Source organism: Pseudomonas sp. HOU2, from assembly GCF_040729435.1.
GTDB lineage: Bacteria > Pseudomonadota > Gammaproteobacteria > Pseudomonadales > Pseudomonadaceae > Aquipseudomonas.
The window spans coordinates 1,217,979-1,231,880 of sequence record NZ_CP160398.1 but is presented as its reverse complement, the minus strand read 5'-3'; the positions used below and the strand labels follow the sequence as shown (position 1 = coordinate 1,231,880).

Below are 13,902 nucleotides of genomic sequence, written 5' to 3'. Positions count from 1 at the left end.
TGGTAGCGGCGGTGGTCTGAGTGTAAAGCTGGTTATCGACCCCCGCCACAAGGACGTTCCTTTTCCCTCCGAACAAGCCCCGACATGTTCAGACCTCTCTTCGTATTTATCGGCACGCGTTATACCCGTGCAAAGCGTCGCAATCATTTTGTGTCATTCATTTCCCTGACTTCGATGATCGGGCTCGCCCTTGGCGTGGTCGTGATGATCGTGGTGCTCTCGGTGATGAACGGCTTCGATCATGAGATGCGCACCCGCGTGCTGGGCATGGTGCCCCACGCGACTCTTGAAACCGGCGAACCGATCAACGATTGGCAAAGCCTGGCGACCAAGGTCAAGCAGAATCCGCAGGTGACGGCCGTTGCGCCGTTCACCCAGATGCAGGGTTTGCTGACCAACAACGGTCAGGTGTCCAAGGTGTTGCTCAACGCCATCGACCCCGCGCTCGAGCGCAATGTCTCGATCATCGACAACTTCATGAAGCAGGGCAAACTCGACGATTTGACGCCGGGCAGCTTCGGCATCGTCATCGGCGACAAGGCCGCGACCAAGCTCGGCGTGGGCCTGGGTGACAAAGTCACCTTCGTCGCGCCGGAGGTCAGCGTGACCCCGGCCGGGATGTTCCCGCGCATGAAGCGCTTTACCGTGGTCGGCATCTTCCATGTCGGCGCCGGTGAGCTGGACGGCTATCTGGGCGTCACCAACCTGCAGGATCTGGCGAAGATGCACCGCTGGAAGCCTGATCAGGTGCAGGGCATCCGGTTGAAGTTCGATGATCTGTTCCAGGCGCCGCGCGTGGCCTGGACCATCGCCCAGCAGCTGGGCGAAGACCATTACTACGCTCGCGACTGGACCCGCACCCACGGCAACCTGTATCAGGCGATACGCATGGAAAAGGCCATGATCGGTCTGCTGTTGCTGCTGATCGTCGCGGTGGCTGCGTTCAACATCATTTCCACGCTGGTGATGGTGGTGAATGACAAGAAGAGCGACATCGCCATTCTGCGCACCCTCGGCGCCACGCCGGGGACGATCATGCGCACGTTCATGGTGCAGGGCACCGTGATTGGCGTGGTCGGTACGGCGATTGGTGCGGTGCTCGGTATTCTCGCTGCGCTCAACGTCAGTGCGGCGATTTCCGCCCTCGAAGGGCTGATCGGCCACAAGTTCCTCAACGCCGACGTGTATTTCATCGATTACCTGCCATCGCAGGTGCAGAGCCAGGACGTGGTCATGGTCTGCGCCGCTGCGTTGGTCCTGAGTTTCCTCGCCACCCTGTATCCCGCCTGGCGTGCTGCGCGCACCCAGCCGGCGGAGGCGCTACGTTATGAGTGAGTCGGGCATGAGTGATAAAGCAATCTTGAGCTGCCGCAACCTGGGCAAATCCTACGAGGAAGGCCCGGAGTCGGTGCAAGTGCTGGCCGGTCTGCAACTGGAGTTGCACCCGGGCGAGCGAGTGGCGATCGTCGGCAAGTCCGGTTCGGGCAAAAGTACCTTGCTCAACCTGCTGGGCGGTCTCGACACGCCAACCGAGGGCAGCGTCTGGCTCGACGGCGAAGAGCTGTCGGCGCTGAGCGAGAAGAAGCGTGGCCTGCTGCGTAACCGTGCCCTCGGGTTCGTGTACCAGTTCCACCACTTGCTGCCGGAATTCACCGCGCTGGAAAACGTCTGCATGCCGCTGCTGATCGGCAAGACTGCGATCCCGGAAGCACGTCAGCGCGCTACCGCGTTGCTGGAGCGTGTCGGTCTGGGCCATCGTCTGGAGCACAAACCGGCGGAGCTGTCCGGCGGCGAACGCCAACGTGTGGCCATCGCCCGGGCGCTGGTGAACAATCCGGGCCTGGTGATGCTCGACGAGCCAACCGGTAACCTTGATTCGCACACCGCCGAAGGCATTCAGGACTTGATGCTGGAACTCAGCACTTCGATGCGCACGGCGTTCCTGGTGGTGACTCACGACATGAACCTGGCCCGCCAGATGGACCGCGTCCTGCAGTTGCAAGAAGGTTGCCTGACTCCAATCGCTTGAGAGCTACTGCGCTCGGAAATACTGCGTTAAAAACAGGCTCGGAATGCTCATTTACAGCCAGTAGACTCCGCTTCCTCGCCTGTTTTTGCCTTGTCTTTCCTTCGCTCGCTACGCTCTCAAGCGATTGGCCGCTTTTTTAAGCTTGATTTTTTATACGGTGCCCCAGCGAATGTTCAGACCGTTATCGATCTTTATCGGCACGCGCTATACCCGCGCCAAGCGCCGCAATCGCTTTGTTTCGTTCATCTCGATGACTTCGATGATCGGGCTCGCCCTCGGCGTGCTGGCGATGATCGTGGTGCTGTCGGTGATGAACGGCTTCCAGCGCGAAATGAGCTCGCGCATCCTCGGTATGGTGCCGCACGCGACCATCGTTGGCGTCAAGCCGATCGATGACTGGCAGCCGGTGGCCGCCGCCGCGCTGAAAAATCCCGAAGTGACCGCCGCCGTGCCGTTCACCGAGATGGAAGGCATGCTGTCCTACAAGGGCTTGATGCAGCCGATCCAGATCAGCGGTGTCGATCCGGCCCAGGAAGGCAAGGTGTCGATCGTTGCCCAGCACATCGTGCAGGGACGTCTCGATGACCTGAAACCGGGCGAGTTCGGTGTGGTGATCGGTGAAATCACCGCGCGCCGCTTCCGCCTCAATGTCGGCGACAAGATCACCCTGATCGTGCCGGAAGTCAGCACCGCACCGGGTGGCATCACCCCGCGCATGCAGCGCCTGAACGTGGTCGGCGTGTTCAAGGTCGGCGCCGAGCTGGACGGCTCGATGGGCCTGATCCACGTGGCCGATGCTGCCACCATGCAGCACTGGCAGCCGAATCAGGTGCAGAGCGTGCGCCTGGCGGTGAAGGATCTGTACGCCGCGCCGAAAGTCTCCTCGGACATCGCCGCAGGCCTCGGTGCCGAGTTCAAGGCTGACGACTGGACTCACACCCAGGGCAGCCTGTTCAGCGCGATGAAAATGGAAAAAACCATGATCGGTCTGTTGTTGCTGATGATTGTCGCGGTGGCGGCGTTCAACATCATCGCCACGCTGATCATGGTGGTGAACGACAAGGGCGCGGACATCGCGATCCTGCGCACCATCGGCGCCACGCCACGGCAGATCATGGCGATCTTCATGGTGCAGGGTACGGTGATCGGGATTGTCGGCACCTTGATTGGCGGCGTGCTCGGCGTGATCGCGGCGCTGAACGTCAGTGAAATGGTCGGCTGGGTTGAGCGCGTTACCGGGCAGCATATCTTCAGCTCTGACGTTTATTTCGTCAGCAACCTGCCTTCGGAATTGCAGGGCGGGGATGTGCTGTTGATCTGCTCGGCGGGCTTTATTCTGAGCTTCCTGGCGACGGTGTACCCGGCGTTGCGGGCGGCGAAGATTGAGCCGGCTCACGCGTTGAGATATTCGTAAGCTCTGAAATCGCCATCGCGGGCAAGCCCGCTCCCACAGGTACTGAGTTGAGTCACCATTATGTGAACGACGCAAAACACTGTGGGAGCGAGCTTGCTCGCGAAGGGGCCGGAACTGTCGGCCTCAATCCTTCTTGGGCAACTCGATCACAAACCGCGTCCACCCCGCAGCCGATTCGCAATGAATCTGCCCGCCATGCGCCCGGACGATCGACTGGGTAATCGCCAGCCCCAACCCCGCATGTTCACTGCTGCCTTCCTGCCGCGCCGGATCCGCTCGATAAAACCGGTCAAACAGCCGCGGCAACAATTCTGCTGAAATGCCTTCGCCACTGTTCTCCACCGACACCTGCACCGCGTGCGCCTGATCGACGATGGACAGGCGCACGCTGCCTGACGCCGGGGTAAAGCGCAGCGCGTTATCCAGCAGATTCGACAAGGCCCGGCGCAGCATGCTGCGATCACCCTCCGTACGCGCATGACCTTCGCGGCTCAGCGTCACCCCGGCGTCCTCGGCCAGTGGCGCGAAAAACTCCAGCAATACATCGCTCTCGTCCGCCAGCTCCAGCGACTCGCGCTTGGGCATCAGCAAACCATGGTCAGCCTTGGCCAGATAAAGCATGTCGTTGACCAGTTGTGCCATCCATTGCAGTTCTTCGAGGTTGCTGTGCAGGGCTTCGCGGTAATCCTCGATCGGGCGTGGGCGGGTGAGGGTGACCTGGGTATGGGTCAGCAGGTTCGACAGCGGTGTGCGCAGTTCATGGGCGATGTCGGCAGAAAACGCCGACAGCCGTTGAAACGAGTCATCGAGGCGTCCGAGCATGGCGTTGAAGCTGTGGGCCATTTCAGCAAGCTCCGGCGGCATTTGCGCTTGCGGCAGTCGGGCGTTGAGCGAATGCGCAGAAATCCCACGGGCGACTGCGCTCATACGGCGCAACGGACGCAAACCGCTGCGTGCGGCCCAGGCGCCGAGCAGTGCGGTAGCGAGGGCCGACAACCCGATGGTCAGCCAGATCAGATGTTGCATGCGCTGCAGGAAGTGCTGGTGATGAGTGATGTCCAGCAGCAGCGTCAGTTGTGGCGAGTCGGGTTGATCCAGGTGGAGCGGGGCGTTGAGCACGCGGTAGTCGGCGCCGTCATGGCTGATGGTCGACAGGCCCGGCTGTTGCGGCAAGTCCTGCGGCAAATTGATCGAGCTGTCGTACCAGCGCTGGCCGTCACTGCCAGTAATACGCAGCGCCAGATCGGCCTGACGGCTCAGCTCATCCGCCAGCCGCGCCTCACGCTGAGCGGGTTGCACATCCTGCAAGGCCCGGCGCAAACCGATCAGCTTGCCATCGAGCAATTGCTGATCGAGCTCAATGAAGTGCGCCTCGCTGGCGCGGTTGAACAGCACCCCGGCGAACAGCGAGACCACGGCGGTGCAGGCGGCAAACAGCAGTGCCAGGCGAGAACTCAGGGACATACGACGCATCAGGCCGGACGCTCTTCAAGCACGTAACCCATGCCGCGCACGGTGTGGATCAGTTTGTTGGGGAAGTCATCGTCGATCTTCAGGCGCAGACGCCGGATCGCCACTTCGATCACGTTGGTGTCGCTGTCGAAGTTCATGTCCCAGACCTGCGAGGCAATCAGCGATTTGGGCAACACTTCACCCTGGCGGCGCAGGAGCATTTCCAGCAGGGCGAATTCTTTGGCGGTCAGGTCGATGCGCTGACCGCTGCGTTCGACCCGGCGGCGAATCAGGTCCAGACGCAGGTCGGCCAGTTGCAGGCTGGTTTCCTGGGGCAGGGCGCTGCCACGACGCAGCAGGCTGCGCACCCGGGCCAGCAACTCGGAGAAGGCGAAGGGTTTGACCAGATAGTCGTCGGCGCCGAGTTCGAGACCGTGCACCCGGTCTTCCACGGCATCCTTGGCGGTGAGAAACAGTACCGGCGTGTCGAGGCCGGCGCTGCGCACCGCGTGCAGAATCTGCCAGCCACTGCGCCCGGGCAGCATCACGTCGAGAATCAGCAGCGCATAATCACCGCTCAACGCCAGTTGCTGGCCGCTGTGGCCGTCCGCCACCAGTTCCGTGTTGAACCCGGCCTCGGTCAGGCCCAGGCGCAGGTAGTGGCCGGTTTTCGGTTGGTCTTCGACGATCAGCAGTTTCATGGGCGACTCGGATATATAGAAACGAAAGCGTTATACCGTGGGAACAGACGGCGTGCGCCAAGCTGACAAAGTTGTAATCTGCCTGTCAGGTCGCTGCCAGCGCAGGCGGGCTAGAGTTTCCCACAGGCTGAACCTTATCTTGTTGGAGTATGACTATGTTTTTGCGCAACCCTCTGGCCGTCGCCGCCTGCTTGCTGGCGCTGAGTTCACCTGTCTGGGCCGCTCCCGCGCACACGTATGATTTCGGCCAACCGGCCCCTGCGGCCAAGGCTACTCGCAGCATTGAAGTTGTACTGAACGACATGTCGTTCGACCCCAAAGCGATTCAGGTCAGGGCCGGTGAGACCGTTCGCTTTGTGCTGGTGAATAAAGGCCAGTTGCTGCACGAATTCAACCTCGGTGACGCCGCGATGCATGCCAGACACCAGCAGGAAATGTTGCAAATGCAGCAAAGCGGCATGCTAACGCCGACCGGCATGAAAGAAATGTCCCACGATATGGCGGGCATGGATCACGGCAGCATGGGCCACGGCATGAAGCACGACGACCCCAACAGCGTGCTGGTCGAGCCGGGCAAGACCGCCGAGTTGACCTGGACCTTCAGCAAGGCCACCAGCCTGGAATTCGCCTGCAATATTCCCGGTCACTACCAGGCGGGCATGGTCGGCAAACTGACTGTCAGTCAGTAAGCACTCAAAGGCGGGAGCAAAGGCTGATAGAATCCGCTGATTCTTCAGTCAGGTTTCCGCCATGCATCCCGCAGCCGAACATTCGCCGCTGGGCAAATCCAGCGAATACATCGCCACGTACACGCCGTCCCTGCTGTTCCCGATTCCGCGCACCGCGAAATGGGCCGAGCTGGGCCTGACCGCCGAAACCCTGCCGTATAAAGGTGTGGATTTCTGGAATTGCTTCGAACTGTCGTGGCTGTTGCCGTCGGGCAAGCCGGTGGTGGCGATCGGTGAATTCAGCATTCCTGCGGATTCGCCGAACATCATCGAATCGAAGTCGTTCAAGCTGTACCTGAACTCGCTGAACCAGACGCCGTTCGCCGACATCGCCAGCCTGGAAGCGACGCTGGTCAAGGACCTGTCGGCCGCTGCCGGCAAACCGGTCGGCGTACGTGTACGCAACCTGAAGGACGTCGAAGCCGAAGGCGTCGTGGCGTTGCCGGGCGTGTGCATCGACGATCTGGACATCAGCGTCAGCAACTATGAGCATCCGCGCCCGGAGCTGCTGCGTTGCGATGATTCGAAGATTGTTGAAGAGAGCGTGCACAGCCATCTGCTCAAATCCAACTGCCCGGTGACCAGCCAGCCGGACTGGGGCAGCGTAGTGGTGGAGTATCGTGGCGCGGCGCTGGATCACGCCAGTCTGCTGGAATACATCGTCAGTTTCCGCCAGCACTCGGACTTCCATGAGCAGTGCGTGGAGCGGATCTTCCTCGACCTGCAGCGTTTGCTGAAGCCGGAGAAGCTCACGGTGTTTGCGCGGTATGTGCGTCGCGGCGGGCTGGATATCAATCCGTATCGCAGCACTGAAGCGGTACAACTGCCGAACCAGCGCCTGGTCCGTCAGTAAGATCAAAAGATCGCAGCCTGCGGCAGCTCCTACATGAGATTCCCTGTAGGAGCTGCCGCAGGCTGCGATCTTTTGCTTTTTGGGGTTACCGGGGAATCAGATCCCCATACTGCCCAGCGCATTGACGATATTGCGCAGGGTGCCGGCAATGGCCGGGTGTTCAAGTTCGAAGCGGTCCACCGCCAGGTTCACGCCATCGGCGATGCTGGCGTCCTGAGTGGCGCTCTCCAGTTTGATTTCAGTTTCGATCTGCGCCATCAGCGCATGCAGATCATCACGCTCAGCTTCAGACAGCGGCGGATTCTGCTCCAGTTGCTCGCGCAGGGTGTCGAGTTGTTTTTGCAGTTCTTGGGCGGGCATGGTGGGGTTCCTTTTATCTAGAGGCACTGGCATTGACCGCAGCCGCGCGCCAAAGGTCTATGGCTGACCTTTAGATTAATCCACTCTGCTGCAACCTGCATGATCCCGGTCAGGGCTTTTCGCCCTTGAGGCGGCGCAGGTTGATGTCGGCCAGACAGGTGTCGAGTTCGCCCAGATGATCGATCACCGAATGTACGCCCAGGTTAAACAACTGCAGGGTCGCCTTGCCGCGGCGCTGTTCGCGTTCCTGTTGGCTCAAGGCTTGCCACTCGCTCGGCGACAGGCCGCACAGCGAACCGCAGGACGCCAGGCCAATGGTCCACAACCCGGCGTTGAGGCCCGATTGCAGCAGACGCGGCTCGCCGCTGACCAGCACGCAGCCGTCCAGACGACTGACATTCAGCCCCATCAGTGCTTGCCAACAGGCGTTCGGCGCCGGCCACGGATTGATTGTTGCTGAATATTGCGTCGGTTGGATCCACCCCGGCAACGAGGCCGCCAGAGATTGCGCGAGGGCAGGGGGCAGCTCATCGATCCACGCACAGGGAATCTGCTGGCGCTGCAGGCTGAGCAAGCTGTCGAGGGCGCCGGGGGTGGCGTCGGCATGCTCGGGCAGCACGCCGGCGTGTTGATGGGCGCGGGCACCGAAATCCACCAGACAGCCACTGAGTCCGAACAGCACGGCGGTCAGGCCGGGCGCGGCGACAGGCAAGGCTTCAGCGTGGGTCATGGCAACGTCCCTGAAATAGGCATGAGGCTAGGGGACATCAGTGACAGTTGGATGACAGGTGTGTGAATGAGCGTGTAGGAAGCGTCCTGCATGACTCTTTACGGGTGGACTGCCCAAAACGGCATTTGCGCTTATACTAGCGCTCTTAACGCTTGGGCCTATGTTGCCCGCGCCAGTAAAAATCCAAGGAGTTTTCTATGCGCTGGAGCAATCCTCTCGCTCAGCTATGTGTATGCGCCAGCGTCTTGCTGGTTCCGTTCGCCGCCAACGCCGCAACGGAAGAAGACCCTTGGGAAAGCGTCAACCGCCCGATCTTCCAGTTCAACGACTTCGTCGACACCTACGCGCTCAAGCCGCTGGCGCAGGGCTATGAATTCGTGACGCCGCAGTTCCTTGAAGACGGCATCCACAACATGTTCCGCAACGTCGGTGACGTCACCAACCTGGCGAACAACATTCTGCAGGCCAAACCTGCAGCCGCCGGTGTCGATACCGCACGGATCATTTTCAACACCACCTTCGGCCTGCTGGGCTTCTTCGACGTCGGCACCAAAATGGGCCTGCAGCGCAGCGATGAAGACTTCGGTCAGACCCTCGGTTACTGGGGCGTCAGCAGCGGCCCGTACGTGATGCTGCCGTTGCTCGGCCCGAGCACCCTGCGTGATGCACCGTCCAAGTACGTCGACAGTTACACCGCCCCGTACCGCTACATCAACGACGTGCCTGTCCGTAACTCGGTGTTCGGCCTGAACATCGTCGACACTCGCGCCAGCCTGCTGTCGAGCGAGAAGCTGATCAGCGGTGACAAGTACACCTTCATCCGCAATGCCTACCTGCAGAACCGCGAGTTCAAGGTCAAGGATGGTCAGGTTGAAGACGATTTTTAATCTCGACCGATGACAAGAAGGCGGCCCGTGAGGCCGCCTTTTTTGTGTGCGCTTATTTCATCTTCAGAATGGTCAGACCGAGTTTCTGGCTGGCGCCGTCCTGGGCTTTGACCCAGACCACTTCGGTTTCCGCTTCCAGCCCGCTCAATGCAGCATGCTCGGAATCGATGCGTACGCTCAAGCGGTCGCCAACCGCGAACTGGCGCGGCGCTTCGACCTGCATGCCGCTGCTGGAGAGGTCGATGCACACGCCGGCGATCTCATCGCCTTCATGAATCAACACCACATCGGCATCGACCCGCATGCGGATGAAATCACGCTTTTCGCTGTAGTCCCGACCGGTTTGACTCATGGCTTCGACCTTCCATTGGGTTACGGTTTGAGCTGTTCTTATAACTCTCGGTGATTTGACAAGTAAAGTCGTCAAGCGACCATCGGCGCATGCTTGAAACGCCCCGCGGATGGGAGTACCGTCTGCGCCTTAGAAGGGCACCTCTGGTGCAATCGCGTTCCGGCTCAGTGCTCGAAAGCGGTGCAGCAGAGAGGCTAGAAAGCGAATCCAGTAGTCTGAGCCGGGCCGATGCCCCGCCTGCTACGCCAACCTAATTCTGGCGCCGTTTGCCCACATGCCAAAAACCAGTGCCACGCTGCTGATAATCGATGATGACGAAGTAGTGCGCGCGAGCCTCGCGGCCTATTTGGAAGACAGTGGTTTCAGCGTCCTGCAGGCCAGCAACGGCCAACAGGGTCTTCAGGTATTCGAGCAAGACAAGCCCGACTTGGTCATCTGCGATCTGCGCATGCCGCAGATGGGTGGTCTCGAACTTATCCGTCAGGTCACCGAGCGCTCACCGCAAACGCCGATGATCGTCGTTTCGGGTGCCGGCGTGATGAACGACGCGGTTGAGGCGCTGCGCCTGGGCGCGGCGGACTACCTGATCAAGCCTCTCGAAGACCTGGCCGTGCTCGAGCACTCGGTGCGTCGTGCGCTTGATCGTGCGCACCTGCTGCTGGAGAACCAGCGCTACCGCGAGAAGCTGGAGAAGGCCAACCGCGAGCTCGAAGCCAGCCTGAACCTGCTCCAGGAAGACCAGAACGCCGGTCGCCAGGTGCAGATGAACATGCTGCCGGAAAGCCCGTGGCGCATCGACGAGTTCCAGTTTGCCCACCAGATCATCCCGTCGCTGTACCTGTCGGGTGATTTTGTCGACTACTTCCGCGTCGACGAGCGTCGGGTGGCGTTCTACCTGGCCGACGTATCGGGCCATGGCGCCTCTTCGGCGTTCGTCACCGTGCTGCTGAAGTTCATGACCACGCGCCTGTTGTTCGAGTCCAAGCGCAACGGCACGTTGCCGGAATTCAAGCCTTCGGAAGTCCTTGGACATATCAACCGGGGGCTGATCAGTTGTAAGCTGGGCAAACACGTCACAATGGTCGGTGGAGTCATCGACGAGGAGACCGGTTTGTTGACCTATAGCATCGGCGGCCATCTGCCGTTGCCTGTGTTGTACACGCCTGACAGTGTTCGTTACCTCGAAGGCCGCGGTTTGCCGGTGGGCCTGTTCAATGAGGCCACCTACGAAGATCACGTGCTTGAGCTGCCTCCGACGTTCAGCCTGACGCTGATGTCCGACGGCATTCTGGATCTGTTGCCAGAACCGACGCTCAAGGAAAAAGAAGCTGCCTTGCCTCAACGGGTGAAGGCGGCGGGCGGCAGCCTGGATGGTCTGCGGCAAGTGTTTGAATTGGCCACGCTAGGGGAGATGCCGGATGATATCGCCCTGTTGGTGTTGAGCAGGAATCTTCAATGAGTACCGGTAGAATCCAGTTCGCCGAACAGGACGGCACCTTCGTCCTGAAGTTCGTCGGTGAAGTTCGCCTGACCCTGTGTTCGGCGTTGGATGCGACTATTGAGAAAATCTTCACCGCGTTGAATTTCAACGCGATCGTGATCGATTTGACCGAAACCCGTAGCATCGACAGCACCACCCTCGGCCTGCTGGCCAAATTGTCGATCCTGTCGCGGCAGAAGGTCGGCCTGCTGCCGACCGTCGTCACCACCCACGAAGACATCACCCGTCTGCTGCAATCGATGGGCTTCGAGCAGGTGTTCAACATCGTCAACCACCCGGTGCCGTGCCCCGAGTGCCTGGACGACCTGCCGGACCAGGATCAGTCCGAGGAAGTGGTGCGGATCAAGGTGCTCGAAGCGCACAAGATCCTCATGGGCCTGAACGACTCCAATCGTGAAGCCTTCCATGACCTGGTGAACGCCCTCGAGCGGCACTGAGTGGCCTCTGTGGCGAGGGAGCTTGCTCCCGCTTGGCTGCGCAGCAGCCATAAAACCTGCCGGCACGGTGTTTCTGAAAAAACCGGATAGCCAATTGGGCCGCTTCGCAGCCCAGCGGGAGCAAGCTCCCTCGCCACAAGGACACCGCCTGCCATAAGCCATCATTTGCGCTGGACACCACCAACAAAAAAGGGCGAACCCAATCGGGTTCGCCCTTTTTTGCATTTCAACCGCTCAGATCACAGCTTGGCCTGCAACAGCGCCTCAAGCTTCTCCTGGTCACGGGCAAACTGACGGATGCCCTCGGCCAGTTTCTCGGTGGCCATCGCGTCTTCGTTGGACAACCAGCGGAATTGCGCTTCGTTGAGGCTCAGGCGCGCTTCGCCGGCGTGGCCCGGGGCGAGTTTGCGCTCCAGTTTGCCGGTGTCTGCCGCGAGCTTGTCGATCAGGTCCGGGCTGATGGTCAGGCGATCGCAGCCGGCCAATTGCTCGATCTGGCTCAGATTACGGAAGCTGGCGCCCATGACCACAGTCTTGTAGTCATTGGCCTTGTAGTAGTTGTAGATGCGGGTCACCGACTGCACGCCCGGATCATCGGCGCCGGTGTAGTCGTTGCCGTTGGCCTTCTTGTACCAGTCGTAGATGCGGCCCACGAACGGCGAAATCAGGAACACCCCGGCGTCAGCGCATGCGGCAGCCTGAGCGAAGGAGAACAGCAGGGTCAGGTTGGTCTGGATGCCTTCCTTCTCGAGGATCTCGGCAGCGCGGATGCCTTCCCAGGTCGAAGCGATCTTGATCAGTACGCGGTCACGGCCGACGCCGGCCTTGTCGTACAGTTCGATCAGGCGATGCGCACGCTTGAGCACGGCGTCCTGGTCGAACGACAGGCGCGCATCCACCTCGGTGGAAATGCGGCCCGGAATCACCTTGAGGATTTCCTGGCCGACAGCGACGCCGAAACGGTCGCTGGCCAGACCCACGTCGCCCTTGCAGTCGCTGACGCAGGCGTTCAGCAACTCGGCATAGCCCGGGATGGCGGCGGCCTTGAGCAGCAGGGAAGGGTTGGTGGTGGCGTCGACCGGCTTGACCCGGGCGATCGCTTCGAAGTCGCCAGTGTCGGCAACTACGGTGGTCATCTGTTTGAGTTGTTCCAGCTTGGAAGTCATGGGTGTGCTCTGTCCTGTGGGTTTGACGACATTACCCGAGCGCTGACGGCCACTCAAGGGCGTCGAGGCGCAATGGGTTCCCCGGGGGCAACAACCTGAGAACGGCTGTTTGAACGGTGGGGCGCGGTATCGATGAATACGATGCCAAAATCGGCCGCAGGTTCAAAGCAACTGACGGCCAGCGCCCCTTGGGCACATTGATGGAGGTTATTGCTGGCTCAGCTGGGTTTTGACTGCGGTTTCCGCCGGTTTCGGCTGGCCATCGGAGGTCAACAAACCGAAATTCTTCTCGCGGTCATTGCTGCCGGTGTCGCTGTTCTTCCATTCGTAGATCGAGGTCAGGGCGATGTTGCGGGTCTTGATATCGGCAACGAACGCGCTGATTTTGCTGGCCTGACCCTCAATCCCGCCGTTGGAGGCGAGCGCCGAGATACCCCATTCGCTGATCACCCCCGGCAGATGGAAGTTCTGTTGGATAAACGCTTGGGCGTTGCTGATCTGCGTGCCGCTCATGCCGTAGGGATGGTAGGAAACCGCGTTGAGACATTTGGGGTATTCGCTGACGATTCGGTTGAGTGCCACGGTGGACGCCGAGCCGGCAGTCGGTGGCCGGGCAAAACCAAAACCGATTACCGGGACAGTCTGGGGTTTGTCTTGCAAGGTCTTGCACGCTGCGCTCATGAACGGCACGAAGGTCGTATCGAAATTGCCGGTCGGCCAGTAGGTGCCGAGGTCCGGCTCATTCCATAGCTCGATCGCCACCAGTTGTGAGCCATAGGTCGCTGCCAGGCTGTTCAGCGCGTTGGCATACGCGACCCCCGCGTTCGCCAGATCATTGGCCGGTAACGGCTTGGTCGCGCGCAGGGTCATCAGCACCGGCAGACCGGCCGCGCGGGCCACGGCGAAGGCATCGCTGATCTGCTTCTGGTAGGCCGCGCTGGGCAGGCTGTCAGTCCATACGCCAAAGCGCACGAAACTGAAGCCGGTGGCTTTGACGCGCTCGGCGTCGGCAGCGGAGAAGGTCTGGACCTTGACCTGAACCCCGATGGTTTTATTGGCGGGCAATGCCGGGAACAGTTCATTGGCCTGACTCTGGCCGGTTGCCGCCAGCAGTAACAGGGTCAGGGCGCTCAGGTGTTTGAGATGGGCTGATTTCATGTCGGTTCTCCGGGTGAGAAGTGACAACGGCGAAAAGATATCTCGAGATAACTGTTTCGAAACTGACAATGGCACTAAGTGCGCCAATGTTATTTTTTGTCAGGAAAACAAGACCTGAAAATCACAGTTATTTT

General features: G+C 60.4%; 15 protein-coding genes. 8 read left to right on the top strand and 7 right to left on the bottom strand.

Annotation, left to right across the window (positions count from 1 at the left end):
- Window positions 1-84 precede the first annotated feature (84 nt).
- The 3 genes from ABV589_RS05475 to ABV589_RS05465 all read left to right on the top strand — a co-directional run bounded on the left by ABV589_RS05475 (window position 85) and on the right by ABV589_RS05465 (window position 3,443).
- Window positions 85-1,335, top strand: a complete 1,251-nt coding sequence (locus tag ABV589_RS05475; RefSeq protein WP_095140043.1) for a lipoprotein-releasing ABC transporter permease subunit — start codon at window positions 85-87, stop codon at window positions 1,333-1,335.
- A gap of 7 nt (window positions 1,336-1,342) precedes the next feature.
- Window positions 1,343-2,029: a lipoprotein-releasing ABC transporter ATP-binding protein LolD gene (gene lolD / locus ABV589_RS05470; RefSeq protein ID WP_171061910.1), complete on the top strand. Its 687-nt coding sequence runs from the start codon at window positions 1,343-1,345 to the stop codon at window positions 2,027-2,029.
- A gap of 169 nt (window positions 2,030-2,198) precedes the next feature.
- Complete coding sequence (locus tag ABV589_RS05465) at window positions 2,199-3,443, top strand: lipoprotein-releasing ABC transporter permease subunit (RefSeq protein ID WP_041068958.1); 1,245 nt, start codon at window positions 2,199-2,201, stop codon at window positions 3,441-3,443.
- Between the two features lie 123 nt (window positions 3,444-3,566).
- Here the strand turns inward: ABV589_RS05465 and ABV589_RS05460 are convergent, their stop codons facing one another.
- Both ABV589_RS05460 and ABV589_RS05455 read right to left on the bottom strand, forming a co-directional pair.
- Window positions 3,567-4,916 (bottom strand): heavy metal sensor histidine kinase, encoded by a 1,350-nt coding sequence (locus tag ABV589_RS05460; protein ID WP_367085190.1) that lies wholly within the window; start codon window positions 4,914-4,916, stop codon window positions 3,567-3,569.
- The gene (locus ABV589_RS05455) at window positions 4,916-5,596 is read right to left on the bottom strand and encodes a heavy metal response regulator transcription factor (protein ID WP_367085189.1); all 681 of its coding nucleotides are present in this window, start codon (window positions 5,594-5,596) and stop codon (window positions 4,916-4,918) included. The genes ABV589_RS05460 and ABV589_RS05455 overlap by 1 nt, the downstream gene beginning before the upstream one ends.
- Before the next feature lie 155 nt (window positions 5,597-5,751).
- Here ABV589_RS05455 and ABV589_RS05450 point away from each other — a divergent pair, with 155 nt between their 5' ends.
- Together ABV589_RS05450 and queF are read left to right on the top strand one after the other, a co-directional pair.
- Window positions 5,752-6,285, top strand: a complete 534-nt coding sequence (locus tag ABV589_RS05450; RefSeq protein WP_367085188.1) for a cupredoxin family protein — start codon at window positions 5,752-5,754, stop codon at window positions 6,283-6,285.
- 61 nt (window positions 6,286-6,346) lie between these two features.
- Window positions 6,347-7,177 (top strand): NADPH-dependent 7-cyano-7-deazaguanine reductase QueF, encoded by an 831-nt coding sequence (queF, locus tag ABV589_RS05445; RefSeq protein ID WP_367085187.1) that lies wholly within the window; start codon window positions 6,347-6,349, stop codon window positions 7,175-7,177.
- Window positions 7,178-7,273: 96 nt separating this feature from the next.
- Here queF and ABV589_RS05440 read toward each other — a convergent pair whose 3' ends face one another.
- Entirely contained in the window at window positions 7,274-7,537 is a 264-nt protein-coding gene (locus ABV589_RS05440; protein WP_367085186.1) for a DUF4404 family protein, read from the bottom strand.
- A gap of 109 nt (window positions 7,538-7,646) precedes the next feature.
- Window positions 7,647-8,267, bottom strand: coding sequence for an HAD family phosphatase (locus ABV589_RS05435; RefSeq protein WP_367085185.1), 621 nt, complete (start codon window positions 8,265-8,267; stop codon window positions 7,647-7,649).
- Between the two features lie 197 nt (window positions 8,268-8,464).
- On the opposite strand from ABV589_RS05435, the gene ABV589_RS05430 reads away from it, so the two are divergent.
- Window positions 8,465-9,154 carry a VacJ family lipoprotein gene (locus ABV589_RS05430; RefSeq protein ID WP_367085184.1) on the top strand — a complete coding sequence of 230 codons (690 nt, stop codon included), beginning with the start codon at window positions 8,465-8,467 and terminating at the stop codon, window positions 9,152-9,154.
- Between the two features lie 52 nt (window positions 9,155-9,206).
- Here ABV589_RS05430 and ABV589_RS05425 read toward each other — a convergent pair whose 3' ends face one another.
- Entirely contained in the window at window positions 9,207-9,506 is a 300-nt protein-coding gene (locus tag ABV589_RS05425) for a PilZ domain-containing protein (RefSeq protein ID WP_007968216.1), read from the bottom strand.
- Between the two features lie 274 nt (window positions 9,507-9,780).
- Here ABV589_RS05425 and rssB point away from each other — a divergent pair, with 274 nt between their 5' ends.
- Complete coding sequence (rssB, locus tag ABV589_RS05420; protein ID WP_258675357.1) at window positions 9,781-10,965, top strand: two-component system response regulator RssB; 1,185 nt, start codon at window positions 9,781-9,783, stop codon at window positions 10,963-10,965.
- Window positions 10,962-11,444, top strand: coding sequence for an anti-sigma factor antagonist RssC (gene rssC / locus ABV589_RS05415; RefSeq protein WP_003226553.1), 483 nt, complete (start codon window positions 10,962-10,964; stop codon window positions 11,442-11,444). The genes rssB and rssC overlap by 4 nt, the downstream gene beginning before the upstream one ends.
- Before the next feature lie 239 nt (window positions 11,445-11,683).
- Here the strand turns inward: rssC and tal are convergent, their stop codons facing one another.
- Together tal and ABV589_RS05405 are read right to left on the bottom strand one after the other, a co-directional pair.
- A complete protein-coding gene (gene tal / locus ABV589_RS05410; protein ID WP_007968220.1) occupies window positions 11,684-12,610 on the bottom strand; it encodes a transaldolase in 927 nt (308 codons plus the stop codon).
- 207 nt (window positions 12,611-12,817) lie between these two features.
- Window positions 12,818-13,768, bottom strand: a complete 951-nt coding sequence (locus ABV589_RS05405) for a glycosyl hydrolase family 5 (RefSeq protein WP_367085183.1) — start codon at window positions 13,766-13,768, stop codon at window positions 12,818-12,820.
- Window positions 13,769-13,902: the final 134 nt, after the last annotated feature.

Excerpts from the sequence above, each read along its gene's own strand:
- ABV589_RS05465 (WP_041068958.1), top strand. The coding sequence starts at position 2,199 with ATGTTCAGACCGTTATCGATCTTTATCGGCACGCGCTATACCCGCGCC.
- rssC (WP_003226553.1), top strand. The coding sequence starts at position 10,962 with ATGAGTACCGGTAGAATCCAGTTCGCCGAACAGGACGGCACCTTCGTC.
- lolD (WP_171061910.1), top strand. The coding sequence starts at position 1,343 with ATGAGTGATAAAGCAATCTTGAGCTGCCGCAACCTGGGCAAATCCTAC.
- ABV589_RS05430 (WP_367085184.1), top strand. The coding sequence starts at position 8,465 with ATGCGCTGGAGCAATCCTCTCGCTCAGCTATGTGTATGCGCCAGCGTC.
- ABV589_RS05425 (WP_007968216.1), bottom strand. The coding sequence starts at position 9,506 with ATGAGTCAAACCGGTCGGGACTACAGCGAAAAGCGTGATTTCATCCGC.
- queF (WP_367085187.1), top strand. The coding sequence starts at position 6,347 with ATGCATCCCGCAGCCGAACATTCGCCGCTGGGCAAATCCAGCGAATAC.
- ABV589_RS05455 (WP_367085189.1), bottom strand. The coding sequence starts at position 5,596 with ATGAAACTGCTGATCGTCGAAGACCAACCGAAAACCGGCCACTACCTG.
- ABV589_RS05440 (WP_367085186.1), bottom strand. The coding sequence starts at position 7,537 with ATGCCCGCCCAAGAACTGCAAAAACAACTCGACACCCTGCGCGAGCAA.
- ABV589_RS05450 (WP_367085188.1), top strand. The coding sequence starts at position 5,752 with ATGTTTTTGCGCAACCCTCTGGCCGTCGCCGCCTGCTTGCTGGCGCTG.
- ABV589_RS05475 (WP_095140043.1), top strand. The coding sequence starts at position 85 with ATGTTCAGACCTCTCTTCGTATTTATCGGCACGCGTTATACCCGTGCA.
- tal (WP_007968220.1), bottom strand. The coding sequence starts at position 12,610 with ATGACTTCCAAGCTGGAACAACTCAAACAGATGACCACCGTAGTTGCC.
- ABV589_RS05405 (WP_367085183.1), bottom strand. The coding sequence starts at position 13,768 with ATGAAATCAGCCCATCTCAAACACCTGAGCGCCCTGACCCTGTTACTG.
- ABV589_RS05460 (WP_367085190.1), bottom strand. The coding sequence starts at position 4,916 with ATGCGTCGTATGTCCCTGAGTTCTCGCCTGGCACTGCTGTTTGCCGCC.
- rssB (WP_258675357.1), top strand. The coding sequence starts at position 9,781 with ATGCCAAAAACCAGTGCCACGCTGCTGATAATCGATGATGACGAAGTA.
- ABV589_RS05435 (WP_367085185.1), bottom strand. The coding sequence starts at position 8,267 with ATGACCCACGCTGAAGCCTTGCCTGTCGCCGCGCCCGGCCTGACCGCC.